Annotated in this window: 22 protein-coding genes; 12 read left to right on the top strand and 10 right to left on the bottom strand. The window is 70.2% G+C overall.

Annotated features, from left to right (window positions below; all coding sequences use genetic code 11):
• Positions 1–14: 14 nt before the first annotated feature.
• Positions 15–1,340, bottom strand: a complete 1,326-nt coding sequence (locus tag BME24068_RS13130; protein ID WP_174926326.1) for an MFS transporter — start codon at positions 1,338–1,340, stop codon at positions 15–17.
• 663 nt (positions 1,341–2,003) lie between these two features.
• Between BME24068_RS13130 and cobA the strand changes: the two genes are divergently transcribed.
• The 6 genes from cobA (at position 2,004) to BME24068_RS13100 (ending at position 7,269) form a co-directional block, all read left to right on the top strand.
• Positions 2,004–2,774 (top strand): uroporphyrinogen-III C-methyltransferase, encoded by a 771-nt coding sequence (gene cobA / locus BME24068_RS13125; protein WP_174926325.1) that lies wholly within the window; start codon positions 2,004–2,006, stop codon positions 2,772–2,774.
• A 169-nt stretch (positions 2,775–2,943) separates the two neighbouring features.
• A complete protein-coding gene (locus BME24068_RS13120) occupies positions 2,944–3,537 on the top strand; it encodes an ANTAR domain-containing response regulator (protein ID WP_174926324.1) in 594 nt (197 codons plus the stop codon).
• A 5-nt stretch (positions 3,538–3,542) separates the two neighbouring features.
• Positions 3,543–4,586: a CmpA/NrtA family ABC transporter substrate-binding protein gene (locus tag BME24068_RS13115; protein WP_174926323.1), complete on the top strand. Its 1,044-nt coding sequence runs from the start codon at positions 3,543–3,545 to the stop codon at positions 4,584–4,586.
• Between the two features lie 125 nt (positions 4,587–4,711).
• Positions 4,712–5,311, top strand: coding sequence for a uracil-DNA glycosylase family protein (locus BME24068_RS13110; RefSeq protein ID WP_174926322.1), 600 nt, complete (start codon positions 4,712–4,714; stop codon positions 5,309–5,311).
• A gap of 188 nt (positions 5,312–5,499) precedes the next feature.
• Complete coding sequence (locus BME24068_RS13105; protein WP_174926321.1) at positions 5,500–6,441, top strand: helix-turn-helix transcriptional regulator; 942 nt, start codon at positions 5,500–5,502, stop codon at positions 6,439–6,441.
• A 129-nt stretch (positions 6,442–6,570) separates the two neighbouring features.
• Positions 6,571–7,269 carry a fumarylacetoacetate hydrolase family protein gene (locus BME24068_RS13100; protein WP_174926320.1) on the top strand — a complete coding sequence of 233 codons (699 nt, stop codon included), beginning with the start codon at positions 6,571–6,573 and terminating at the stop codon, positions 7,267–7,269.
• A gap of 124 nt (positions 7,270–7,393) precedes the next feature.
• Here the strand turns inward: BME24068_RS13100 and BME24068_RS13095 are convergent, their stop codons facing one another.
• The 3 genes from BME24068_RS13095 to BME24068_RS13085 all read right to left on the bottom strand — a co-directional run bounded on the left by BME24068_RS13095 (position 7,394) and on the right by BME24068_RS13085 (position 11,617).
• Positions 7,394–8,605, bottom strand: coding sequence for an MFS transporter (locus BME24068_RS13095; protein ID WP_174926319.1), 1,212 nt, complete (start codon positions 8,603–8,605; stop codon positions 7,394–7,396).
• A gap of 250 nt (positions 8,606–8,855) precedes the next feature.
• Complete coding sequence (locus BME24068_RS13090; protein WP_174926318.1) at positions 8,856–10,445, bottom strand: trypsin-like peptidase domain-containing protein; 1,590 nt, start codon at positions 10,443–10,445, stop codon at positions 8,856–8,858.
• 299 nt (positions 10,446–10,744) lie between these two features.
• The gene (locus tag BME24068_RS13085) at positions 10,745–11,617 is read right to left on the bottom strand and encodes a LysR family transcriptional regulator (protein WP_174926317.1); all 873 of its coding nucleotides are present in this window, start codon (positions 11,615–11,617) and stop codon (positions 10,745–10,747) included.
• A 140-nt stretch (positions 11,618–11,757) separates the two neighbouring features.
• Here BME24068_RS13085 and BME24068_RS13080 point away from each other — a divergent pair, with 140 nt between their 5' ends.
• A complete protein-coding gene (locus BME24068_RS13080; RefSeq protein ID WP_174926316.1) occupies positions 11,758–13,011 on the top strand; it encodes an MFS transporter in 1,254 nt (417 codons plus the stop codon).
• A 26-nt stretch (positions 13,012–13,037) separates the two neighbouring features.
• On the opposite strand, the gene pdxR is transcribed toward BME24068_RS13080, so the two are convergent.
• A complete protein-coding gene (gene pdxR / locus BME24068_RS13075) occupies positions 13,038–14,510 on the bottom strand; it encodes a MocR-like pyridoxine biosynthesis transcription factor PdxR (protein WP_174926315.1) in 1,473 nt (490 codons plus the stop codon).
• A 160-nt stretch (positions 14,511–14,670) separates the two neighbouring features.
• On the opposite strand from pdxR, the gene BME24068_RS13070 reads away from it, so the two are divergent.
• Positions 14,671–15,870, top strand: a complete 1,200-nt coding sequence (locus BME24068_RS13070) for a GNAT family N-acetyltransferase (RefSeq protein WP_096499714.1) — start codon at positions 14,671–14,673, stop codon at positions 15,868–15,870.
• Between the two features lie 24 nt (positions 15,871–15,894).
• On the opposite strand, the gene BME24068_RS13065 is transcribed toward BME24068_RS13070, so the two are convergent.
• Positions 15,895–16,380 (bottom strand): DUF3331 domain-containing protein, encoded by a 486-nt coding sequence (locus BME24068_RS13065; RefSeq protein WP_096499716.1) that lies wholly within the window; start codon positions 16,378–16,380, stop codon positions 15,895–15,897.
• Between the two features lie 465 nt (positions 16,381–16,845).
• Here BME24068_RS13065 and BME24068_RS13060 point away from each other — a divergent pair, with 465 nt between their 5' ends.
• The 3 genes from BME24068_RS13060 (at position 16,846) to BME24068_RS13050 (ending at position 19,679) form a co-directional block, all read left to right on the top strand.
• The gene (locus BME24068_RS13060; protein WP_174926384.1) at positions 16,846–17,910 is read left to right on the top strand and encodes a 2,3-butanediol dehydrogenase; all 1,065 of its coding nucleotides are present in this window, start codon (positions 16,846–16,848) and stop codon (positions 17,908–17,910) included.
• A 160-nt stretch (positions 17,911–18,070) separates the two neighbouring features.
• The gene (locus BME24068_RS13055; RefSeq protein WP_174926314.1) at positions 18,071–18,727 is read left to right on the top strand and encodes a VC0807 family protein; all 657 of its coding nucleotides are present in this window, start codon (positions 18,071–18,073) and stop codon (positions 18,725–18,727) included.
• Positions 18,728–18,812: 85 nt separating this feature from the next.
• Positions 18,813–19,679 carry a CPBP family intramembrane glutamic endopeptidase gene (locus tag BME24068_RS13050; RefSeq protein ID WP_174926313.1) on the top strand — a complete coding sequence of 289 codons (867 nt, stop codon included), beginning with the start codon at positions 18,813–18,815 and terminating at the stop codon, positions 19,677–19,679.
• 36 nt (positions 19,680–19,715) lie between these two features.
• On the opposite strand, the gene BME24068_RS13045 is transcribed toward BME24068_RS13050, so the two are convergent.
• Positions 19,716–20,696 (bottom strand): aldo/keto reductase, encoded by a 981-nt coding sequence (locus BME24068_RS13045; protein ID WP_174926312.1) that lies wholly within the window; start codon positions 20,694–20,696, stop codon positions 19,716–19,718.
• A 242-nt stretch (positions 20,697–20,938) separates the two neighbouring features.
• Here BME24068_RS13045 and BME24068_RS13040 point away from each other — a divergent pair, with 242 nt between their 5' ends.
• Positions 20,939–21,793: an oxidoreductase gene (locus tag BME24068_RS13040; protein WP_174926311.1), complete on the top strand. Its 855-nt coding sequence runs from the start codon at positions 20,939–20,941 to the stop codon at positions 21,791–21,793.
• A gap of 44 nt (positions 21,794–21,837) precedes the next feature.
• On the opposite strand, the gene BME24068_RS13035 is transcribed toward BME24068_RS13040, so the two are convergent.
• The 3 genes from BME24068_RS13035 to paaK form a co-directional block, all read right to left on the bottom strand.
• Positions 21,838–22,509 (bottom strand): MarC family protein, encoded by a 672-nt coding sequence (locus BME24068_RS13035; protein WP_096499728.1) that lies wholly within the window; start codon positions 22,507–22,509, stop codon positions 21,838–21,840.
• Positions 22,510–22,650: 141 nt separating this feature from the next.
• Positions 22,651–23,451: an enoyl-CoA hydratase-related protein gene (locus tag BME24068_RS13030; RefSeq protein ID WP_174926310.1), complete on the bottom strand. Its 801-nt coding sequence runs from the start codon at positions 23,449–23,451 to the stop codon at positions 22,651–22,653.
• A 40-nt stretch (positions 23,452–23,491) separates the two neighbouring features.
• Positions 23,492–24,814: a phenylacetate--CoA ligase PaaK gene (gene paaK / locus BME24068_RS13025; RefSeq protein ID WP_174926309.1), complete on the bottom strand. Its 1,323-nt coding sequence runs from the start codon at positions 24,812–24,814 to the stop codon at positions 23,492–23,494.
• Positions 24,815–24,852: the final 38 nt, after the last annotated feature.

Below are 24,852 nucleotides of genomic sequence, written 5' to 3'. Positions count from 1 at the left end.
TTTCCTTCGGTCGGTCAGTTCGCGGCGTTGGCGGCGGCCAGCGCGCGATCGCGCAGCTCGGCCTCGCGTGCCTTGTGTTCTTCGCTGAAGCGCACGGCCATCGCGCACAGCGCGGTCGCGGTGACGGCGAGGCCGAGCATGCTCAGCGTCTGCTGCACGTCGCCGACGCCCTTCAGCAGGAAGGCCGCGGCCACCGCGCCGACGTTGCCGCCCGCGCCGACGATCCCCGCGACGCCGCCGAGCGCCTTGCGGTCGATGAACGGCACGAGCGCGTAGGTCGCGCCGCAGGCCATGTGCGTGAAGAGGCCGAAGGTCAGCATCGCGACGAGCGCCGTACCGATGCCTTGCGCATGCGAGAACCAGATCAGCCCGAGCCCTTCGCCGACGATCAGCGCGCACAGCAGCATCGCGCGCACGTCGAGGCTGCGGCGCGCGGCGATCCTGTCCGACAGCCAGCCGCCGAGCGCGCGGGCGAACAGCGCGAGCAGCCCGAACAAGCCGACCGCGAAGCCGGCATCCTTCAGCGACAGGTTGAAGTGATCGACGTAGTACAGCGCGGCGATGTTGTGGATGAACACCTCGACGCCGAAGCACGCGCCGTACGTGACGAACAGCATCCACACGCGATAGTTGCCGCACGCGGCAAAGAAGCTCGCCCAGCCGCCCTTCTTGCCGCTGTCGACCGTCACGCCCTGCTTGCGCAGCGCGACGAAGTCGCCTTGCGGGCAGTCCTGCGTGAAGCGCCAGTACGCCCACGCCATCACGAGCATCGCCGCGCCCGGCACGACCAGCGCGATACGCCACGACGCGTCGTCGCCGAAGCCGAGCATCAGGCCGGCCGCGACGAGCAGCGGCATCATCGCCTGCGTCGCGCCCGCGCCGGCGTTGCCCCAGCCGGCCGTCGTCGCGTTCGCGGTGCCGACCACGTTCGGCGCGAACATCACCGACGTGTGGTACTGCGTGATCACGAAGCCCGCGCCGATCGCGCCGATGCCGAGCCGGCAGATCAGGAACGACAGGTAGTCGTGCGTGAACGACACCGCGAACACGGGGATCGCGCCGAGCACCAGCAGGCCGACGTACACGCGGCGCGGGCCGAAACGGTCGCACATCGGGCCGACCAGCAGCCGCACGGCGATCGTCGCGGCCACCGCCGCGATGTTGATGTTCGCGACCTGCGCCGCGGTGAAATGGAATTCGCGCGCGATCAGCGGCATCAGCGGCGCGCACGCGAACCACGCGAAGAAGCACACGAAGAACGCCATCCACGTGAGATGGAACGCGCGCATCGGCGCGGTGCGGAAGCTGAAGAGATCGATACGGGTAGCTTTGTCGGTCATGTCATCCGCCAAACGAAAAACGGCGTCCTGCGCACCCGGTCTCGTCGAGAGACCCGATGCGTAGGACGCCGTTGCCCATGAAGCCCGTTGCCGGGCACGTCGGTAATCGGTACTGCGGACGGATCGCCGTTGATCCGCCCGGACGAGCTTACGCAAACGCCGTGCCATGTCGGACCGAATCGCGCCGCAAGGCCCGCCGCGCAAGGCTCGCCGGCCGATGCGGGCGTCGCCGCGATGCGCCGTTCAGGATGCATCGGCATGCAGCGAGGCACAGATGTGGTGCGCTGCAGCACTGTCGCCGTGCGACATCGCGGTGCGCGCCGGTGCGGCACGATGCACGCCGATGCGGCATCGCATGCGCTGCGGCCCCGCGGCTGCATGCGTCTCTGCGGCCGATGCAGCCGCCGCTGCGGTGCATGCCGCCACGCGCGCCGCGTTGCGCGCGCAAGTTGGCCCGGATATTGCTGAATCTGCTGCACACCGGCAACGGCGCCGGTGGGCAGTCTCCGCAAAGCAGGCCCGCCATGAACGGCGGGCACGACAGACCTGGACAACGACGTCCCCCGTGCGCGGCACGGCCGGATGCCGTGGTCGCTTCGGCCGCCCGCCGCCGCGCAACGACACGCACTCGACCGCCGCACGCACGCGGTACTGGAACACGACATGACGACAGGCAAAGTCACGCTGCTGGGCGCCGGCCCCGGCGATCCCGATCTCCTCACGCTGAAGGCCGCGAAGGCGCTGGCGGCCGCCGACGTGCTGCTGCTCGACGATCTCGTCGCGCCCGGCATCGTCGAACTCGCGCCGCACGCGCGCGTGATCCGCGTCGGCAAGCGCGGCGGCTGCCGCTCCACGCCGCAGGCGTTCATCGAGCGGCTGATGCGCCGCTACGCGCTGCGCGGCGCGCACGTCGTGCGCGTCAAGGGCGGCGATGCGCTGCTGTTCGGCCGCGCCGGCGAAGAACTCGCGACGCTGCGCGCCGCCGCGATTCCGGTCGACATCGTCAACGGCATCTCGTCGGGCTTCGCGGCCGCCGCGAGCCTCGGCATCTCGCTCACGCATCGCGAGCACTGCCAGGGCGTCACCTTCATTACCGCGCATCGCCAGGATCACGGCGAACCCGACTGGCGCGCGCTCGCCGCGACCGGCACGACGCTCGCGATCTACATGGGGATGAGCCGCGTCGACAGCATCGCGGCCGGCCTGCTCGGCGCGTTGCCCGCGTCGACGCCGGCCGCCGCCGTGCAGTGGGCCGGCACGCCGCACGAACGCCGCTGGACCGGCACGCTCGACAGCCTCGCGCACGGCGTGGCCGCGGCCGGGCTCGGCAGCCCGGCCGTGATGCTCGTCGGGGCGGCGATCGGCGAAGCGTTCGTGCAGTGCACGGATGCCGCCGCTGCCGTCGGTCACGCGATGTTGCCCCGGGCCGCGTAATGCGTCGCATCGCGCGGCGCCGTCCGCACGCCTTTTCCGTCGACCGCAGCCGCGTTCGCGCCGGCTGCCGGGGACGCGAACGCGCAGCCCCGAATCCGTCGCCGTCCGTCCGCGCCCCGCAACCTCCATTCACGCGTTGCACCGCAGCCTGTCCGCCCCCGTTCGCGTCATGAGTTCGTCCGCCCCGCCCGCACGCCTGCGCGTGCTGCTCGTCACCGATACCGACAAGCCGATCGGCGAACTCGGCGACGCGCTCGCGCGCCTCGGCTACGAAATGCTGAACGACGTCGCGACGCCCGCGCGCCTGCCCGCCGCCGTCGAGGAGCAGCGCCCCGACGTCGTGATCATCGATACCGATTCGCCGTCGCGCGACACGCTCGAACAGCTTGCCGTGATGCACGCGACCGCGCCGCGCCCCGTGCTGATGTTCAGTCACGACGCCGACCAGGCGCTGATTCACGCGGCAGTCGGCGCGGGCGTCAGCGCGTATCTCGTCGAAGGGCTGTCGGCCGAGCGTCTCGCGCCGATTCTCGAAGTCGCGCTCGCGCGCTTCTCGCACGACGATGCGCTGCGCCGCCGGCTCGCCGACGTCGAACGCGAACTCGCCCAGCGCAAGCTGATCGACCGCGCGAAGCGTCTGCTGATGGATCAGCGCAGACTGTCCGAACACGATGCGTATGCGCAATTGCGCAAGCGCGCGATGGATCAGGGGCTGCGCATCGTCGACGTCGCGCGGCAACTGCTCGACGCGCCACCTCAATGACTGCCATGAACACTTCGTCTCCCGTCGCGCCGGAACGCGCGCATCTTCGTCTCGGGTTCGTCGCGCTGAGCGACGCGGCCCCGCTGATCGTCGCGCAACGGCTCGAGCTCGGCGCGCGCCACGGCCTCACGCTCGAACTGAGCCGCCAGCCGTCGTGGGCCGCCGTGCGCGACAAGCTGCTGACCGGCGAGCTCGACGCCGCGCACGCGCTGTACGGGCTCGTGTGCGGGCTGCAGCTCGGCATCGGCGGCCCGCAGGCCGACATGGCCGCGCTGATGGTGCTCAACCGCAACGGCCAGGCGATCACGTTCGCCCGCGGCCTCGCCGACGCGTACCGCGCAAGCGGCGACGTGCGCGCCGCCTTCGCGACGCTCGGCCGCAAGCCGTTGCTCGCGCAGACCTTCCCGACCGGCACGCACGCGATGTGGCTGAACCACTGGCTCGCGTCGCACGGCGTCGATCCGCTGCGCGACGTGCGCAGCGTCGTGATCCCGCCGCCCGAGATGGTCGCGGCGCTCGCCGGCGGCGAGCTCGACGGCTTCTGCGCGGGCGAGCCGTGGCACGCGGTGGCCGATGCGTGCGGCGCGGGCCGCACCGTCGCCGTCACCAGCGAAATCTGGCCCGATCATCCGGAGAAGGTGCTCGCGACCCGGCGCGAGTTCGTCGCGCTGTATCCGGCCACCGCGCGCGCGCTGATCCGCACGCTCGTCGATGCGTGCGCATGGCTCGACGACGCCGCGCACCGCCGCGACGCGGCCGGCTGGCTCGCATCGCCCGATGCGCTCGGCGTGCCGGCCCGGCTGATCGCGCCGCGCCTGCTCGGCGACTACGGCACGGGGCCGTTCGCGCAGCCGCCGCTGCCGATCCGCTTTCACGACGGCGGCACCGTGAACCGGCCGGATCCGCACGACGGCCAGTGGTTCCTGTCGCAATACCGGCGCTGGGGCATGCTCGGCGGCACGCACGACGACGCGGGCATCGCCGCGGCGATCGCGCAAACCGCGTTGTATGATGCTGCGGTCGCCGAAGGCGGTGCAGCGGGCATGTGACGCCCGGATACGAGGCGGTCTTAAAAGGCGCAGTGCCATGCCGCCCCCCCGAAGCGATGCACCGGCCCCGGCGCGCTGCCCGGACGCTCCGGTCCGTGTCGCCACGCCGCCCCCATTCCGAATCGATGCCGAAACGAACGCGCGCGCCGCTCGACGTGCTGCTCACCGAAATCCGCGCGTGCCGCGCATGCGAAGCCGATCTGCCGCTCGGCCCGCGCCCCGTCGTGCGCGCCCATCGCGACGCCCGCATCCTGATCGTCGGGCAGGCGCCCGGCGCACGCGTCCATGCGAGCGGCATCCCGTGGGACGACGCGAGCGGCAAGCGGCTGCGCGACTGGCTCGGCGTCGATGCCGACACGTTCTACGACGAGACGCGCTTCGCGATCGTGCCGATGGGTTTCTGCTACCCGGGCCGCGGCGCGAGCGGCGACAACCCGCCGCGCCCCGAATGCGCGCAATTGTGGATCGACCGGCTGCTCGCCGAACTGCCGTCGATCCGGCTCACGCTGCTGATCGGCCAGTACGCGCAGCGGCATTTCCTGCGCGACACGCGCAAGGCCACGCTGACCGACACCGTCGAAGCGTGGCGCGACTACGGCCCCGACGTACTGCCGCTGCCGCATCCGTCGCCGCGCAACCAGGCGTGGTTCAAGCACCATCCGTGGTTCGACGCCGAGGTCGTGCCCGAGCTGCGGCGGCGCGTCGCGCCGCTGATCGACCGGTAGCCGGGACGGGAACGGCGCTCGAGGGCGCCGGCACGATTCGGCGTCCCGCCCCGTCGTCCACCCGTTCACCCGCCCGCCGGCGCCGCAACGGCCCCCGCTTCCGGCCCCCGATTTCGGACGATGCCTGGGGCAGACCGATTTCGCTGTACCATCGCGGCTCAACCGCGCCACGAACAGCAGAATCCTTCATGCCCTCCACCGCCCCGCCGCGCCTGTACGGGATGCCCGAACGCAGCGACCGGCTCGACTTCTACATCCGCGACCAGACGTCGCGCCAGGCGATCACCGAGCCGCACCGGCACGCGTATTTCCAGATCCAGTTCAACCTCGGCGGCGACACCGAGCAGCGGATCGGCGGCGTCACGCGGCCGTTTCCGCGCGGCGCGCTCGCGTTCGTGCTGCCGCACCGCGAGCACCTGATTCCGCATCCGGAAGGCGCGCACTTCGTCGTGATCAACTTCAGCCAGGCGTTCCTGCGCGCCGATCTCGACGTCGATCCGCTCGATCTCGAGGACGTGCCCGCGCACCGCTTTCCCGAGCTGACGCCGTTCCGCTTCCAGGAGCATCTCGACTTCATCCTGACCGGCGACGCGTTCGACGAGGCGCGCCGCCTCGCGCTGTGCATGCTCGACACCGACCGCGTGCGCACGTTCGGCTCGACCACGCTGCTGCGCGGCTACCTGCTGCAGTTGATCGGGCTCGTCTGCACGCAGTACGCCGGTGCGCTCGACAAGCTCGCGCAGCGCGGCGCGCAACGGGCCGGCCGGCGCGACGCGCTCGCGCGCGTGCTGCGCCACGTGCGTGCGAACCTGACCCGCGAGGACCTGACGCTCGCCGCGACCGCCGAGGCCGCGTTCCTGTCGCCGAACTACCTCGCGCACCTGGTGCGCAAGGAAACCGGCAGCACCTTCACCGATCTCGTGACCGAGCGCCGGATCGCGCTCGCCCAATCGTTGCTCGCGCATACGAGCCGGCGCATCGCGGACATCGCGCGCTCGGTCGGCTTCCGCGACGAAGGGTATTTCGCCCGGCGCTTTCGCGCGCGGGTCGGCGTGTCGCCGAAGGCGTACCGGGACGCGAACGCCGCGCTGCCCGGCGCCGACGACACATCCGCGGCCGGCGACGCGTAGTTTTGTCCGGTTAAAACGCAGTTGCGTCGCATCCGGGAGCACATGCGTCGGGTATCGTTTCATGCATGCCGGCCCGTGCCGCGTTGCGCGGACGTCGGCATCCGTCTATCCATCGAACGAGGCCATCCGATGTCCGCATACGTCATCGACGCTTTCGAGCGTCCTTCCGTCGAAGTCGAACAATCGTCCGCGCGCTTTCCGGTGCGCCGCGTGTTCTGTGTCGGCCGCAACTACGCCGACCACGCACGCGAAATGGGTGCCGATCCCGATCGCGAACCGCCGTTCTTCTTCACGAAGCCGGCCGACGCGATCGTCCCGGCCCGCGGCACCGTCCCGTATCCGCCGCTGACGAACGATCTCCATCATGAAATCGAGCTGGTCGTCGCGATCGGCAAGGACGGCCGGTCGATCGACCCGGCCGACGCGCTGTCGCACGTGTGGGGCTACGGCGTGGGCGTCGACCTCACGCGCCGCGACCTGCAGGCCGAAGCGAAGAAGCTGAGCCGTCCGTGGGACTGGGCGAAGGGCTTCGACGCGTCGGGCCCCGTGACCGCGCTGCGTCCGGCCACCGCGACCGGCCACCCGGCGAGCGGCCGGATCTGGCTCGACGTCAACGGCGAAACGCGCCAGCAAGGCGATCTCGCGGACATGATCTGGGCCGTGCCCGACGTGATCGCATACGTGTCGCGCTCGGTCGAACTGAAGGCCGGCGACCTGATCTTCACCGGCACGCCGGCCGGCGTCGGCGCGCTGCAGCCGGGCGACCGCGTGACGGGCGGCGTAGATGGCGTGGCCGCGTTCGAGTTCGTGGTCGGCGCGAAGCCGTAACGCATCCGCAGGGCGCACGCGACGGGCCGCCCATTCGAGGGCCGTCGCGTTGCGCCGCCTGCCGCCGATCGCTGCGATGCGGGCATTGCTCCGGGCCGGCACGCCCTTCGCATGCCGTCGTCGATTACACGTCGCCTTCGCGTGCATCGAACCGGCGCACGCACACGGCGGCCGCGAGCGCGAGCGCGGCGGACAACAGCATCATGACCAGCGGCGCATAACCCGCGTTGCCTGTCGTCAACACCGCGCCCGTCAATGACGACAACGCGGCCCCGCCCGCGATCGTCATCGCGCCGGCCAGCCCTGACGCACTCCCGGCCAGTTCCGGCCGCACCGACATCGCACCGGCATGCGCGCCCGGATTCGACAGCCCGTTGCCGACGCCGATCAGCACGCACGGCCCGAACCACGCGATCGCGTGCGTCGCCCCGCCGAACCACAGCGCGAGCGCGATCGCCGGCCCCAGGCACGCGACGACTCGTCCGCACAGAATCGTCGTGGCGAGCGGATAACCGCGCGCACGCCGCGCGGCGACGAAGCTGCCGCACACGAACCCTGCCGTGACCGCCCCCATGCAGACACCGATCTCCGCCGGCGGAATACCGAACACCGTTTTCGCGGCGAGCGGCGCGCCGGCCAGGAACGCGTAGAACGTCCCCGTCGAAAACGCCATGCAGAGCGCATAGACCCAGAAGCGGCGCGCATGCAGCAACGCCGGATACGCGCGAAGCTGACGCGCGAGCGACGGCGACCGGTTCGTATGGGTTTCGACGAGATCGAACGCGCACCAGCCGAGCAACACCATCCCGGCCGCGCCGAGCAGCCAGAAGCTCGCGCGCCAGCCGGCCGTCTGATCGAGCGCGCCGCCGAGCGTCGGGCCTAACATCGGCGCGAACGCGGCCGCCATCGCCGCATAGCCGATCCGGCTCGCCGCGCGCGCACCGCCGCCGGTATCGCGAATCGTCGCCATCGACACCGGGTAGACCGACGTGATCGCCGCCTGCATCAGCCGGCAGCCGAGAAACACGCGGATATCGGTCGCCATCGCGCAACCGAGCGAGCCGAGCGTAAACACGCCGATGCTCGTCAGCACGATCGGCCGCCGCCCGAACCGGTCCGACAGCGGCCCCATCACGCACTCCAGCGACGCGGCCACCGCCGCGTAACCGCCGAGCGACAGCGCGACCATCGCGTAGCCGGCGCGCAGGTCGCGCGCGATCGCGGGCAGCGACGGCAGGAACAGGCTCAACGGCAGCACCGAGAACGCGCACAAGAGGAGCAGCGTCGCGTGTCGCGGCGCAGCCGGTTCGGAAGCGATCGGCAGGTTCGATTGCAAGCGGATGCCCTCCGCGCACGCGCCGCATGGCCGTGCGCAACGCAAAAAAAGCCCCCGAACCAGTCGGGGGCGCATGGGTGCCGGCGCGGTGCCGCTACCGGACCCTGCGCCTGTGTACTACTACGATGAAGCTTGCCGTATTCATGCCCGTATTCATGCCCGTTTTCATGCCGGATAGCGCCTGAATGCCCGAGTCGCGGGCAGCGATGTCGAACGATGGTAGGCGCACGACGCAGCCCGCGTCAACGCCCTATCTTGCATGCACCGACACGAACCTGCGCGCGTTGTCGCGCTGGATCAGCACCGCGATCACGCTGCCGCCGGTCGCTTCGAGCGTCTGCACGTCGTCCGGCGTTTCGAGCAGCGTGTCGTTGAGTTCGAGGACGACGTCCCCCGGCCGGATCCCCGCACTCGCCGCCGGCCCGTGCACCGCGTCGACCATCATCCCGACCGCGAGCCCCGTCGAGCGCCGTTCGTCGTCGCTCAGTGGGTGCATCGTCAGCCCGAGGCGATCGCCGCCGTCGGCCGGCCGTGCGGCGGCTGCGGCTACACCGGCCACGCCGGCAGCACCCGCGGCGCCCGCCGCGCCAGCGCTGCCCGCGGCGGCGGCGTTGCCGATCGCGTCGTCCGCTCCCGTGACCGTCAGCACCATCGGCACGCGGTTGCGGATCAGCCGCAGCGGCGCCTTCCCGCCGGGCGGCAACGCGGCGGCCAGGTCGTTCAGCTCGGCCGACCGGCCGATCGGCTTGTCGCCGAACTGCACGATCACGTCGCCGGGCCTCACGCCGGCCGCGGCGGCCGGCGAGCCGGAATCGACGCCGTTGACGAGCGCGCCCGCCGGACGCGGCAAGCCGAACGCGGCGGCCAGCCCGATGCCGACGTCCTGCACGTCGACGCCCAGCGCATTGCCGGACGACGCGCGCTGCGCCTGCGCGTTGGCCCGCATCTGCGCCTGAACCTGCGCACGCACCTTCGCCGCGAGCGCGATCGGAATCGCGAACGTCATGCTCGCGTAGCGGTTCGCGCCCGTGTACACCTGCACCGCGATGCCGATCACGTCGCCCGCCCGGTTGAACACGGGGCCGCCGGAATTGTCGGGATTCACCGCGATGTCCGTCTCGAAGAACGGAAACACGCCGCCGTCGGGCAGCGCATGCGACGTCGCGCTGACGATGCCGGCCGTCACCGTGTTGCCCGAGCCGTCCGGCGCGCCGATCGTCATCACCGGCTCGCCCGCGCGCACCCGCGACGAATCGCCGATGCGCACGAAAGGCAGCTTCGTCGCGTCGGCGTGCAGCACCGCGACGTCGCTCTGCGGATCGACGGCCAGCACCGTCGCCTTGAATTCGCGACGGTCGGCGAGCCGCACCGTCACGTCGCTCGCATCGCCGACGACATGCGCGGACGTCAGGATCAGCCCGTCGGCGCTGACGATGAAGCCCGAGCCGCTGCCGGACACCGCGCGCGGCGACGTGTCGGGCGCCGGCGCCTGCGGCCCCTGGGTCGACGGCGGCGGCGCGCCGCGCCGGAAGAACGCGGCGATCGGATCGTCGGGATCGAGGATCGTGAACGACGGGCCTGCCGCCTGCTGGTCGGGCGCGGCCGTCATGATGGTCACGACCGCCGGGCCGTAGCGGTCAACGATCGCGGGGAAGTCGACCGGCATCGAGTAAGGCGGTGCCACCGGGCGATCCTTCGCGACGGGCGGGGTGGCGGGCGGTACGGCAGGTGGCGCGACGGTCGCGGCAAAGGTGGGCGGCAGGGACGACAAAAAGCAGGCGAACACGCCCCCGGTCAACGCGGTGCGAAGCACGGCGCGAGCAAGCGTCTGGCGAACCACGGTGCACCTCCCCCGGCAGTCGCGCGACGCCCGGCGCGAGACGCGCGGACGCCCGACAAGCACCGGTACACGCTCCATTTATAGTCCACGCCGCATCGCGCAACATACGCATCGAAACCCGCATGCCGGGTGGCCGCGCGACCGCGGAGCCGCGACAGCGGGCATTCCGGACAAAGTGGGCGATTCGTCAATCCGAATATTCACCGCGGATCGCATCCGGCCCATCGACGAAACGGGCAACGTGCGGCCAGCCAGATTCGGCGTTCACGCGAGTCGATGGAAATCGACAAGCCGCACGCTCACGCCAGCGTCAGAAAATTACGCACCACCGCCGACGGATCATCGCGTCGCGACGCAATCGCCAGCCGCGCGCGCAGGCCGTTACCCGCGACCGGCCGATACACGACGCCCGCGACCTGCACCTGCGTGATCGCCTTCGGCACGATCGACACGCCGAGCCCGGCCGCGACGAGCGTCACCGCCGAGGCGATTTGCGGCGCCGGCTGCGCCATGCGCGGCTGGAAGCCGGCGGCATTGCAGGCGGCGACGATGTCGTCGAACAGCGCACTGCCCGCTTCGCGCGGCACCTGGACGAACGCCTCGTCGGCCAGCGCCGCCAGATCGATCCGGCGCCGCTGCGCCAGCCGATGCGCGACCGGCAGCGCGACGAACATCGGCTCCTCGTCCCAGTCCGCCGCCAGCAACGTGTCGGCGATGCGACGCTCCGGACGCACGATCGCGACGTCGAGCCGCCCGGCTGCCAGCGCCTCCAGCAGCACGCCGGAAGTCGCTTCCTGCAACGTCAGCTCCGTGTCCGGAAACGCTTCGCGGAAACGGCGAATCAGGTCGGCCACTTTCGAATTGAACGCCGCCGTGCCGGTGAAGCCGACCCGCAGCTGCCCGATTTCGCCGCGTGCGGCCCGCCTGGCCGCCCGCGCCGCGCGCTCCGCATCGTCGAGCACGCGCCGCGCCTCTTCCGCGAACACCTCTCCCGCGACGGTCAGCTCGGCACCGCGCGCGGTCCGCCTGAACAGCTCGACGCCCAGTTCGCTCTCGAGCGCCTTGATCTGCTGGCTCAACGGCGGCTGCCCCATGCCGAGCGCTTCCGCGGCCTTGGTGAAGTTCGACGCGGCGGCCACGGCCAGAAAGTAGCGGAGATGTCGGAGTTCCATACGCTATGTGATCCCGGGGTAAACGGAAGCGGCTTCAAGGTCAGATGCAAAACATATCGCTACGGTTTCTTTCATATATTGGACATATGTTTGACCATGCGCAAGAATTCGGGTATTCCCTAGCACATCGGGTGCATACCATGTCTTCTCCCGCGATTCCGCCTGCCGCCGCGCGCGTCCCGAACGCCGCGGCCGATGCGCTGCCTGCCGGCGTGTCGCCGCGCTCGGCGGCTTACAAGCGCATCGCGCTGGCGCTGTTCCTTGCCGGCTTCTCCACCTTCTCGCTGCTGTACTGCGTCCAGCCGTTGCTGCCCGCGTTCGCGCGCGAATTCAACATCGGCGCGGCGTCGAGTTCGCTGTCCCTGTCGCTGTCGACCGGGATGCTGGCCCTCTCGATCCTGTGCGCCGGCGCGCTGTCCGAGCGCGTCGGGCGACGCGGGCTGATGTTCGCGTCGATGACGCTCGCCGCGCTGTTCAACCTGCTCGCCGCGATTTCGCCGAGCTGGAACCTGCTGCTGGTCTGGCGCGCGCTCGAAGGCTTCGCGCTCGGCGGCGTGCCGGCGGTGGCGATGGCCTATCTTGCGGAAGAAATCGCGCCCGACGGGCTGGGGCTATCGATGGGGCTGTACGTCGGCGGGACCGCATTCGGCGGCATGATCGGGCGAATCGGGATGAGCGCGCTCGAAGAGTATTTCTCGTGGCGGACCGCGATGCTGTCGATCGGCGTCGTCGATCTGCTCGCCGCGATCGCATTCGTGATGCTGCTGCCGCAGTCGCGACGCTTCGTGAAGCGCACCGACCTGACGCTGCGTCACCACTTGCGGCTGTGGCGCGCGCAACTGCATCACGCGCGGCTGCCGTTCGTGTTCGCGATCGGCTTCCTGGTAATGGGCTCGTTCGTGACCGTATACAACTATGCGGGGTTCCGGCTCATGGCGGCGCCGTTCAACCTGAGCGCAACGGCATGCGGGCTGATCTTCGGCGCATACCTGTTCGGGATGGTTTCGTCGTCGAGCGCGGGCGCGCTCGCCGATCGCCTCGGGCGGGCACCCGTGCTCGTGAGCGGCATTCTCGTGTTTGCGGCGGGCCTCGCGCTGACGCTGTCGCATTCGCTCGTCGCGATCATCGTCGGGATCGTGCTGATCACGATCGGCTTCTTCGTCGCCCATGCGGTCGCGAGCGGCTGGGTCGGGCATCTCGCCGGATCCGCGAAGGGGCACGCCGCGTCGCTCTACCTGCTCGCGTATTACCTCGGGTCGAGCGTGCTCGGCTCGGCCGGCGGCACGTTCTGGCAACACGGTGCGTGGCGCGCCGTCGTCGCGTTCGTCGCGGTGCTGCTCGTGCTCAGCCTGGTGGCCGCGCATCGGATCATTCGGGCCGAACGCGTGCGGTGAACGGCATCGACGCACACGCGCCCGTCTCAATCTCCCGCGACCCGATGCGCGATCGCCGACAACGTCCGCAGCATCGGCGCGAACGCATCGGCCGACGTATTGCCGAACCCGAGCACGAGCCCGTTGGCCGCCGACGTCGCATGGATCGAAAACCCCGACAGCGGAAACGGCCCGATGCCGTGCGTGCGCGCCGTCTCGACGATCGCCCGGTCGCGATAGCGCGCCGGCAACCGCAGCGCCAGATGGAGGCCGCACGGCCCGCCCTCGACCTGATGCGGCACGCTGAATGCGTCGTCGAGCGCGGCGAGCAGCGACCGCCGCCGGTCGCGATACAGCCGGCGCATCCGCCCGAGATGCCGCCCGTACTCCCCCGTCTCGATGAAATCGGCAAGCGCGAGCTGCACGTGGCGCGTGCCGCCGCGCAGCATCTCCGGCAGCGCCGGCCGCACCGCGGCCAGCAACGCGTCGGGCAGCACCAGAAAACCGATCCGCAGCGCCGGGAACATCGTCTTGCTGAACGAGCCGAGATAGACGACCGGCGAATCGGCCGCGAGCCCGTGCAGCGCGCCGATCGGCTCGCCGGTGTGGCGGAACTCGCTGTCGTAATCGTCCTCGATGATCCAGGCGCGATGCCGGCGCGCGGCGTCGATCAGCGCGAGACGGCGCGAGATCGACAGCACCGCGCCGGTCGGGAACTGGTTCGACGGCGTCGTATAGACGAGCCGCGGCGTCCGTTCGCGCCAGTCGGCGTCTTCCGCGCGCAGCCCCTCCGCGTCGACCGGCATCGGCACGACGTCGAGGTCGGCCGCCTGCATCGCGCTGCGCGCGCCGCGATAGCCGGGTTCCTCGACCCAGACCGTGTCGCCCGGGTTCGTCAGCAACTGCGCGCACAGCGCGATCGCGCCCTGCGCGCCTTCCGTGATCGCGATCTGCTCGGGATCGCAGCGCACGCCGCGCGTCACCGCCAGATGGCGCGCGATCGATTCGCGCAGCGCGCGCTCGCCGAGCGGGTCGCCATACGCCAGCAGGTCGCGGCCCTCGCGGCGCAGCGCGCGGTCGATCGCGTGCCGCCATGCGTCCACCGGGAAATGCGACAGCGCGGGCACGCCCGGCCGGAAACCCTCCGACTCGCCGGTGCCGATCAGGCTCGGACGGATCCGCCCGAGCCGCTGCGCGACGACCGGCGCCGCCGCCCGGCGACGCGGCGCGGCCGGCCGCGACAGCCCGACCACCCGCGTGCCGCGACGATCGGATTGCAGGAAGCCTTCAGCGACGAGCTGCTCGTAGACGGCCGCCGTCGTGTTGCGCGACACGCCGAGTGTCTCGGCCAGCGCGCGCGTGCCGGGCAATCGCGTGCCGGCCGGCATCGCGCCGCCGAGAATCGCGTCGCGCACGCGGCGCAGCAACTGGCGCTGCAGCGAAGGCGCGCCGGCCGTGCGCGCGAGCGGCGCGTCGAGCGGCAACAGCGGCGCATTGCCGGAAGGAATAGCAGTCGTCATCGGGATGTCGCGGCGTGGAAGTCTCGGGCATGGCGCCATCATGGCTTCATCGTGGCACCATAAATTCAGCGTAGTCTGGCGCTTCTCATGGTACCTCGCCGGGACTACGATCGTCTGCATGCCGGCATGTCGCCGGCCGCCAACCGAAGCGAGATCGACCTTGTCCACGCTCACCAACGCCTTCCAGCAGCCCATCGGCCACCCCGTTCCGGACTGGTCCGCCCGCCCGCGCCCCGAGCGCATCGTGATCGAAGGCCGCTACTGCCGGCTCGAACCGCTCGACGCCGACCGCCACGCGTCCGACCTGTATGCCGCGTACGCGCAGGCGCCCGACGGCGCCGACTGGACCTATCTCGCGCACGGCCCGTACGCCGACGAGTCGGGCTACCGCGACTACGCGCGCGGCGCGGCGACGAGCGCCGATCCGCTGCACTACACGGTGATCGACCGTGCGACGAACCGCGCGGTCGGCACGCTCGCGCTGATGCGCATCGATCCGGCCAACGGCGTGATCGAGGTCGGCTCCGTCACGTTCTCGCCGCTGCTCAAGCGCACGCCGATCTCGACCGAAGCGCAGTACCTGCTGATGAAGTACGCGTTCGACACGCTCGGCTACCGGCGCTACGAATGGAAGTGCGACGACCTCAACGAGCCGTCGCGCAAGGCGGCCGCGCGGCTCGGTTTCCGTTACGAAGGCACGTTCCGGCAGGCGATCATCTACAAGGGCCGCAACCGCGACACCGCGTGGTTCTCGATCATCGACGGTGAATGGCCAGCCGTGCGGGCCGCGTTCGAAGCCTGGCTCGCACCGGAGAACTTCGACGCGCAAGGCGCGCAGCGCGAATCGCTCACCGCGATCCGCCACGCCCAGGCGCAGGCCCGCGATGCGGCCGGCCGCGCGAACGACGCGACGCGCGTCACGGTCCGCCCGCTCGTCGCCGCCGACGAAGCCGCATGGCGCCCGCTGTGGCAGGGTTATCAGAAGTTCTACGAGACCGCGCTGAGCGACGCCGTGTTCGCGACCACGTGGGCACGGCTGATGGATCCCGACGAGCCGATGTTCGTGCTCGGCGCATTCGATGCGTCGGGGGCGCTCGTGGGAATCGTGCACGCGCTCTACCACCGCTCGTGCTGGACGGAAGGGCCGTACTGCTACCTGCAGGACCTGTTCACGGCGGCCGACGCACGCGGACAGGGCGCGGGCGGCGCACTGATCGAGGCCGTGTACGAGCGGGCCCGCGAAGCCGGCGCGAGCCGCGTGTACTGGCTCACGCACGAGACCAACACGACCGCCCGCGCGCTGTACGACAAGCTCGCGAACAACGCGGGGTTCATCCAGTACCGGAAGGATCTCAAGTAACGCGCAACCGCGGCCGGCCGGCGTTCAGCCTGCCACGCCGGCCGGATCCGTCGCGTCGTGGTCCGGCGCCGGCACGCCGGCCCGCGCGGCGGCGCCCATGCCCGGCACCGACGCCGGGCGGATCATCTCGTCGCCGTTGACGGGCACCGGCCGCCGCACCGGCCGGTACACCGGTTCGCCCGGCTCGATCGCCCGCCCCGAGATCGCGCAGCGGCCCGCCTGCAACGCGACGCGCAAGCGCCAGCGTTGCTCGCCGTAATGACAGCGCCCGCTTTCGCTCCAGCGCACCAGCAGGCCGTCGTCGCCGGCCTCCAGAACCGTCACGAACAATTGCGGGCGCAACGGTGAAGCGCCCGGCGCGACCGACTCCGGAACCGGCGCGCGACAGGCACTCGCCGACGGCCGCTCCATTCCAGCCTCTGCCGGCAACGGCATCGCGCCCCGCTCGTCGGCGACCAGCATGTGATACGACACGTATTCGCAGATCAGGCTTTCGATGAAGTTCGGCATGCTTGACGACATTCCGTGAAGATTGAAACGGGCCGGCGCAGCGCGGGCGATCGGACTACCGCAGATGATACAAATTGAAGTTAACTTCAAGTAAAGAGCGCGCGGGCGCAATGTTGCGTTTCACCAATCGGAACAATGGGCGGTTACGGCGGCGACACCGACCGGGCCGCGTGTCTCGCGTTTCGTCTCAAACGGCTGAGACGAATGTCCCGGCGTCTCATGCGAGCGGCGGCATCGCGGTTGCAACAAATTTCGCGCGCGCTTCACGCGGAGCCGCCGGCGGTAGCCGCGAAGCGCCCTGCCGCACCGCACACCGCGCGCCCCGCATTCATGCTGGCCCCGTTCCTGCATCTCGGTCGTTCGCGCAATCGCGCGACGGACGCAGCGGCCCCCTTGCCCCGCGCCCGACGACAACCCGACGGAGACAGCAACGTGAGTACACCGGCACCGAACACCGCACCGAGCATGAAGGCCGCCGTCTGGCGCGGCCGCCGCGACATCCGCGTCGAAGAGGTTCCCGTTCCGGCGCACCCGCCGGCCGGCTGGGTCCAGATCCGCGTGCACTGGTGCGGAATTTGCGGCTCGGATCTGCACGAATACGTCGCGGGGCCCGTGTTCATTCCCGTCGACGCCCCGCATCCGCTGACGGGCCTGAAGGGCCAGTGCATCCTCGGCCACGAATTCAGCGGCGAAATCGCGGCGCTCGGCGCGGGCGTGACCGGCTTCGCGCCCGGCGACCGCGTGACGGCCGACGCCTGCCAGCATTGCGGCAAATGCTGGTATTGCACGCACGGGCTGTACAACATCTGCGAGAACCTGGCGTTCACCGGCCTGATGAACAACGGCGCATTCGCCGAATACGTGAACGTGCCGGCCGAACTGCTGTACCGGTTGCCGGAAAACTTCCCGACCGAGGCCGGCGCGCTGATCGAGCCGCTCGCGGTCGGGCTGCATGCGGTGAAGAAGGCCGGCAACATCGTCGGGCAGACGGTCGTCGTGGTCGGCGCCGGCACGATCGGCCTGTGCACGATCATGTGCGCGAAGGCCGCGGGCGCCGGGCGCGTGATCGCGCTGGAAATGTCGGCCGCGCGCAAGCAGAAGGCGCTCGAAGTCGGCGCAACGGTCGTGATCGACCCGAAATCGTCCGACGCGATCGCGGAGGTCAAGGCGCTGACGGGCGGCTACGGCGCCGACGTATCGTTCGAGTGCATCGGGCACACGACCACCGCGAAGCTCGCGATCGACGTGATCCGCAAGGCGGGCAAGTCGGTGATGGTCGGCATCTTCGAGGAGCCGACGCCGTTCAACTTCTTCGACATCGTGTCGACCGAGAAGGAAGTGATCGGCTCGCTCGCGTACAACGGCGAATTCGCGGACGTGATCCGCTTCATCGCGGACGGCCGCATCGACGTGCAGCCGCTGATCACCGGACGCATCGCGCTCGGCGACATCGTCACGCACGGCTTCGAGGAGCTGGTCAACCACAAGGACCGGAACGTGAAGATCATCGTCCAGCCGGCAACCGCATGATGCGTGCATGACGAACACGCCGGCCGCCCGGCCGGCGTGCGTTCGCGCCCGTTGTCGAGTCGATGCGCGCGCAACGGCGGGCGCCGCCACACACGGGGTCCGACTTCGATATACTCGAAGCGACCTCACCGCTCCGCGCGCTACCCGCGCGCCCGCTCCCGTGAAACCACGAGCCGGCCTGATTCTCGAACTCGTCGTCAACCTGCTGCTGCCCTGGGTCGCCTACCGGGTCGCGCATCCGTATGTCGGCGAAACCGGCGCGCTGTACGCGTCGGCGGTCCCGCCGATCGTCTGGTCCATCGTCGAATTCATCCGCTCGCGCCGCATCGACGCGGTCGCCGCCATCGTGCTGCTCGGCATCGCGCTGTCGATCGCCGGAATGGCGCTCGGCGGCAGCGCGCGCACGCTGCTGATGCGCGAATCGCTCGCGTCCGGCTCGATCGGCGTCGTCTTCCTGCTGTCGCTGTTCCGCGACCGTCCGCTGATCTTCTATCTCGCACGCGCGACGGTGGCCCGCGAGATGGCCGGCGGCGCCGCGCGTTTCGAGACGGTCTGGGCCGAGCAGCCCCGGCTGCGCCGGATGCTCCGGCTGATGACGTTCGTCTGGGGCGCGTGCATGACGCTGGAAATGCTGCTGCGCCTGTGGATGGTCGTCGCGTGGCCCGTCGAGCGCGTGCTCGTCGTGTCGCCGATCATCGGCTACACGGTGTTCGGCGCCCTGCTGCTGTGGACCTTCTGGTATCGGCGGCGGGTGCGCGAGCGCAATCGCGTCGACATCCCGACCCGCGACAGCGTGACCGAAATCGCCAGCCGCTGAGTGCTCTCCGCGTGTGCGGCCGGGCGGGGTGTCACGGTCGCTGCGGTATGATGCGCGGCGTTTCGTCCGACGCACGCCCCGCTCCATGTCCCTTTCGCTTCTCCCGAGCGCCACGATCTGGCTCGCCCTGTTCGCGGCCGCCGCGCTCGCGTGGCATCGCCCGCTGCACGGGCCGAGCCTCGCGCTCGCCGCGCTCGGCTATGCCGGTGCGCTGGCGTTCGGCACGCTGTCGCCCGTCGTGCTGGCGCCGCTCGCGCTGCTCGCGGCCGCCGCCTGGGGCGTCGCGCCCGGCCGCCCGCTCGCGGTTCGCCTCGTCGCCCACCTCGGGTTTGCCGCGCTCGCGATCGCGCTGAGCCTGCACCTGATCCCCGGCTTCCACAATCCGCGCGTGATCGAACCGACGCGGTTCACGCCGGATGCCGTGCCGTTCACGATGTACCTGAATTTCGACAAGCCGCTCGTCGGCCTGTGGCTGCTGTGGGTGCTGCCGTGGGTCGCGCCCGACGTCCCGCTGTCGCGCGTGCTGCGCACCGGCGCCGTGGCGGCCGTCGGGACCGCGGCGGCCTGCCTGGCCGGCGCGCTTCTGTTCGGGATGGTCGGCTGGGCGCCGAAATGGCCGGCGTCGGGCTGGATGTGGCTCGTCAACAATGTGCTACTCGTGACGCTCGCCGAGGAAGCGCTGTTCCGCGGCTACATCCGAGGCGGGCTGACGCGCATCCTCGGCCGCTTCGCGTGGGGGCCGTGGGCCGCGCTGGCGATCGCCGCGGTGCTGTTCGGCGCCGCGCACGCGGCCGGCGGCTGGCCATGGATCGTGCTCGGCACGGTGGCCGGCGTCGGCTACGGCCTCGCGTGGCGGCGCGGCGGGCTGCTCGCGGCCGCACTCGCGCATGCGGGGCTGAACGTCATCCACTTCGGGCTGTTCACCTACCCGATGCTCGCCGCCGCGCGCTGAACGCCACGCGCAGCGGCCAGCTCCCGCAGGGGCCGCTCAGTTGAACCCGGCCACCGCGTGCGGCACGTACGGGCCTTCGAGCGCCGCGATTTCGTCGTCCGTCAGCTTCAACTGAAGTGCGCCGAGCGCGTCGTCCAGATGGTGCGGCTTCGAGATGCCGACGATCGGCGCGGTCACGCCGCGCTTGTGCGCGACCCACGCGAGCGCGACCTGCGCACGCGGCACGTTGCGCGCGGCGGCGATCGCCGCGACCGCCTCGACGACAGCCCGGTCGGCATCCGCCGTCGCGTCGTACAGTCGCTGGCCGACGTCGTCGCTCTGCTGCCGGCCCGTCGATTCGTCCCAGTTGCGCGTGAGCCGGCCGCGCGCGAGCGGGCTCCACGGAATCACCGCGACGCCCTCGGCCTCGCACAGCGGCAGCATTTCGCGTTCCTCCTCGCGATACAGCAGGTTCAGGTGGTTCTGCATGCTGACGAAGCGGGTCCAGCCGTTCTGCTTCGACGTATACAGCGCCTTCGCGAACTGCCACGCAAACATCGACGACGCCCCGATATAGCGCGCCTTGCCCGCCTTCACGACGTCGTGCAGCGCTTCGAGCGTCTCCTCGATCGGCGTGCCGTCATCCCAGCGGTGAATCTGGTACAGGTCGACGTAGTCGGTGCCGAGCCGCTTCAGGCTCTGGTCGATGTCGGTCATGATCGCCTTGCGCGACAGCCCCGCGCCGTTCGGCCCCGGGCGCATCCGGTAGAACACCTTGGTCGCGATCACCACCTCGTCGCGCTTCGCGAAGTCGCGCAGCGCGCGGCCGACGATCTCTTCGGACGTGCCGTCCGAATACATGTTCGCGGTGTCGAAGAAGTTGATGCCAGCCTCGATCGCGCGCTGGATGATCGGGCGGCTTTCCGCTTCCGGCAGCGTCCACGGATGCGTACCGCGCGTCGGCTCGCCGAACGTCATGCAACCCAGCACCAGCTTCGACACGTCCATCCCGGTCGACCCGAATTTCACGTATTCCATTGCACGCCTCGTCATTGAAGTGGGGTTTGCGGCCGGATGCGCGCCGCGCTTCGGCACACCGGGCACGAACGGTGCGGCGCATCCGCCAGACGTCGCATGGTATCCCGCGGCGCGCAAACGCGTATCGGTGCGCCCGCTGCACGCCGCGCGCATCGGGCGCACAATCGGCGCTTCGGAAGGTTCGCCCCTGCGGCGCCCGCCGCCGCGCCACAGCACCTGTTCACCTCATGAAAGGAGCTTCCATGACCACCACCACCCACGACAAGCCGGTCTGGTTCATCACGGGCTGTTCGACCGGCTTCGGCCGCGAGATCGCGCGCAAGACGCTCGGCCTCGGCTACCCGACCATCGTCACCGCGCGCAATCCGGATTCGCTCGCCGGGCTTGCCCCCGAATTCGGCGAGCTCGCGCTCGTGCTGCCGCTCGACGTGACGCAACCCGCGCAGATCGACGCGGCGACGCGTGCCGCGCTCGCCCGCTTCGGCCGCGTCGACGTGCTCGTGAACAACGCGGGGATCGGCTATTTCGGTTCGTTCGAGGAAAGCGAGCGCGACGAAGTGCGGAAAATGTTCGACATCAACGTCTGGGGCCTGGCCGACATGACGCGCGCGCTGCTGCCGACGCTGCGCAAGCAGCGTGCCGGCACGATCGTGAACATCTCGTCGGTGGGCGGCATCGTCGCGTCGCCGGGCGTCGGCTTCTACAACGCAACGAAGTTCGCGGTCGAGGCGCTGTCCGAATCGCTCGCGCAGGAACTGGCGCCGCTCGGCGTGAAGGTGCTGATCGTCGAACCGGGGCCGTTTCGCACCGACTGGGCCGGCCGCTCCGCGAACCAGGCGCCGCAGACGCTCGACGACTACGCGGCGACCGCGAAGCTGCGCACCGACACGATCCGCGGCTATAGCGGCAAGCAGCCGGGCGACCCGGCGCGCGCGGCCGACGCGATCGTGAAGATGGTGGAAAGCGACGATGCGCCGCTGCGCCTGCTGCTCGGCAAGGTTGCGCTGACCAACGCGAACCGCAAGCTCGACGCGCTCAGGCACGACTTCGACGGCTGGGCCGACGTGTCGCGCGGTGCCGACTATCCGGACGCGTAGCGCCGCGCCGGGCCGCGCGTCGCAGGACGAACCGGTTACCTGGTTTACTTGATCTGGTCGGCGAGCGGCTGCAGGAATTCGGAGAAGCCGGTCAGCATGATCTGCACGCCGATGCACAGCAACAGGAACGCCGACACGCGCTTCGCGACCTTGGTGCCTTCGCTGCCGAGGTAGCGCGACAGCAGCGCGGAGCGGCTGTAGACCTGCCAGATCACGATCGCAACCAGTATGGAGACGGTGATCGACACGATGCTCGACAGCATGAACTCCGACAGCTTGTGCGTGCGGTTCGCGTTCAGCGCGATCGCGGTCGCGATCGAGCCGGGGCCGACCGTCAGCGGCATGGTCAGCGGGAAGAACGCGCGCGTCATGATCGCGTTCGCGTCGATCGGCTTCACGGGCGTGTCGCCGCCGCCCGGGCCGTCCGGCTCGTTGAGCATCTGCCAGCCGGCCACGGCGACCGCGAAACCGCCGCCGATCCGCAGCGCTTCCATCGAGATCCCGAAGAAATGCAGCACCGGCGTGCCGGCGAAGAACGCGACCAGCAGCACGATGAACGCGTTGAACGCCACCTTCTTCGCGAGCAGGTTCCGCTCGTGCTCGGTCAACGCCTCGGTGCGTTCGAGAAACAGGAACGCAATGCCGATCGGGTTGATGATGCCGATCAGGCCGGTGAAGCCGAACAGGATCTCGGAGATAAGGCGGTTGACGATCATCGGAGCGAAGCAACGGTCAGGGCTGGGCCGGCGGTGCGCCGGGAGTCACGCATTGTAGAGCAAGCGCCGGCGCCCGAGACGCAAATCGCGGCCCGCGCGCAACACGCCTGCCGCCGCCCCGCCGCACGCCGCTGCCGCGCGTTATTCCGCGCCCGGCTCCCAGGCCGGCGGCCGCTTCGCGAAGAACGCGGCGAAGCCCTCCTTCGCCTCCGGCGTCGCCCGCACGCGGGAGATCGTCTGCGCGGTGAAGGCCGCGCGTTCGTCCGACGGCGGATACTCGCCGATCGCGTCGAAAAAGCGCTTGATTTCCATCAGCGCGTTCGGGCCGTTGCGGCTCAGCTCGGCGAGCGTCTTGTCGAGCGCTTCGTCGAGTGCGTCGAGCGGCACGGCCTGATGAATCAGCCCGATCGCGACGGCTTCGCCGGCCGCGAGCTGCGTCGCGGTCAGCGCGAGCCGGCGCGCCTGGCGCTGGCCGACCGCCTCGACCAGATACGGGCCGATCACCGACGGCAGAATTCCGAAACGCGCCTCGCTCACCGAAAAGCGCGCGTGATCGCTCGCGATCACGATGTCGCAGGCCGCGCACAGGCCGACGCCGCCGCCGAACGCGTGGCCCTGCACGCGCGCGACCGTCGGCTTCGGGCATTGCCGGATCGCGCGCATCATCGCGGCGAACCGCTCCGCGTCGCGCAGGTTCGCGGCCACATCGTTCGCGCTCGCGCGCTGCATCCACTGCAGGTCGGCGCCCGCGCAGAACGCGCGGCCGTCCGAGCGCAGCACGATCGCGCGCACGTCGTCGCGCCGGCCGAGCGTCGTGAACGCGTCGGTCAGCTCGGCGATCATCGTCTCGTCGAACGCGTTGAGCACGTCGCCGCGCTGCAGCGCGACGGTCGCGATGCCGCGCGCATCGACGGCGACGGCCAGGGTCTTCAATCCATCCATCGAACAGGTTTCCTCGGGGTAGAACAGGGAACGGACACGCTCAGGCCACATGCCGGCGGTCGATCACGCGGCGCGCCTTGCCGGTCGCGCTGGCCGGGATGCCGCCCGCCGCGAGCACCGTCACGCCAGCCGACACGCCGATCATCGTCTTGATCCGGTGCTGCAACTCGCGCGCGATGGCCGCACGCTCGCCGTCGGTCACGCATGCGACGGCCTCGGAGCGCAGTTCGACCGCGAGGTCGAGCCGGTCCATGTGGCCGTCGCGCGAGATCGTGATCTGGAACTGCCCCGACAGCTTCGGCTGCGCGACCACGATCTCCTCGATCTGGCTCGGGAACACGTTCACGCCGCGCACGATCAGCATGTCGTCGGAGCGGCCCGTGATCTTCGCGAGCCGGCGCATCGCGCGCGCGGTCGGCGGCAGCAGCGCGGTGAGGTCGCGCGTGCGGTAGCGGATCACCGGCATCGCTTCCTTCGTCAGCGACGTGAACACCAGCTCGCCTTCGCTGCCGTCGGGCAGCACTTCGCCGGTCACCGGGTCGATGATCTCCGGATAGAAGTGGTCTTCCCAGATCACCGGGCCGTCCTTCGTCTCGACGCATTCGCACGCGACGCCCGGGCCCATCACTTCCGACAGCCCGTAGATGTCGAGCGCGTCGATGCCCACGCGCGTCTCCACTTCCTCGCGCAGCGCCTGCGTCCACGGCTCGGCGCCGAAGATGCCGATCTTCAGCGACGACGCGGCCGGGTCCATCCCCTGCCGCACCATCTCGTCGATCAGGTTCAGCATGTACGACGGCGTGACGAGGATGATCTTCGGTTCGAAATCGCGGATCAGCTGCACCTGCTTCTCGGTCTGGCCGCCCGACATCGGCACGACCATGCAGCCGAGCCGTTCCGCGCCGTAGTGAATCCCGAGGCCGCCCGTGAAGAGCCCGTAGCCGAACGCGTTGTGCAGCGTGTCGCCCGGGCGGCCGCCGGCCGCGCGGATCGAACGCGCGGTCACGTTCGCCCACGTGTCGATGTCGCGCGCCGTGTAGCCGACCACCGTCGGCTTGCCCGTCGTGCCGCTCGACGCATGCACGCGCACGACCTGCTCGCGCGGCACCGCGAAGAGCCCGAACGGGTAGTTGTCGCGCAGGTCGTTCTTGGTCGAGAACGGGAATTTCGCGAGATCGGCGAGCGTCTTCAGATCGTCGGGATGCACGCCCGCCGCGTCGAACGTCCGGCGATAGTGCGCAACGTTGTCGTACGCGTGGCGCAGCGACCATTTGAGGCGCTCGATCTGCAGCGCCTGCAGTTCGTCGCGGCTGGCGGTCTCGATCGGGTCGAGCGCGGCGGCAGGATGCGTCGGGTGAGTCATCGGGGTGCTCCTCCAGTGGAGTAATGTCGTTGTCGTAA

Source organism: Burkholderia anthina, assembly GCF_902498995.1.
In the GTDB taxonomy this organism is placed as follows: Bacteria; Pseudomonadota; Gammaproteobacteria; order Burkholderiales; family Burkholderiaceae; genus Burkholderia; species Burkholderia anthina.
The sequence above is the reverse complement of the archived record's forward strand: the minus strand, read 5'-3'. Positions and strand labels throughout refer to the sequence as shown.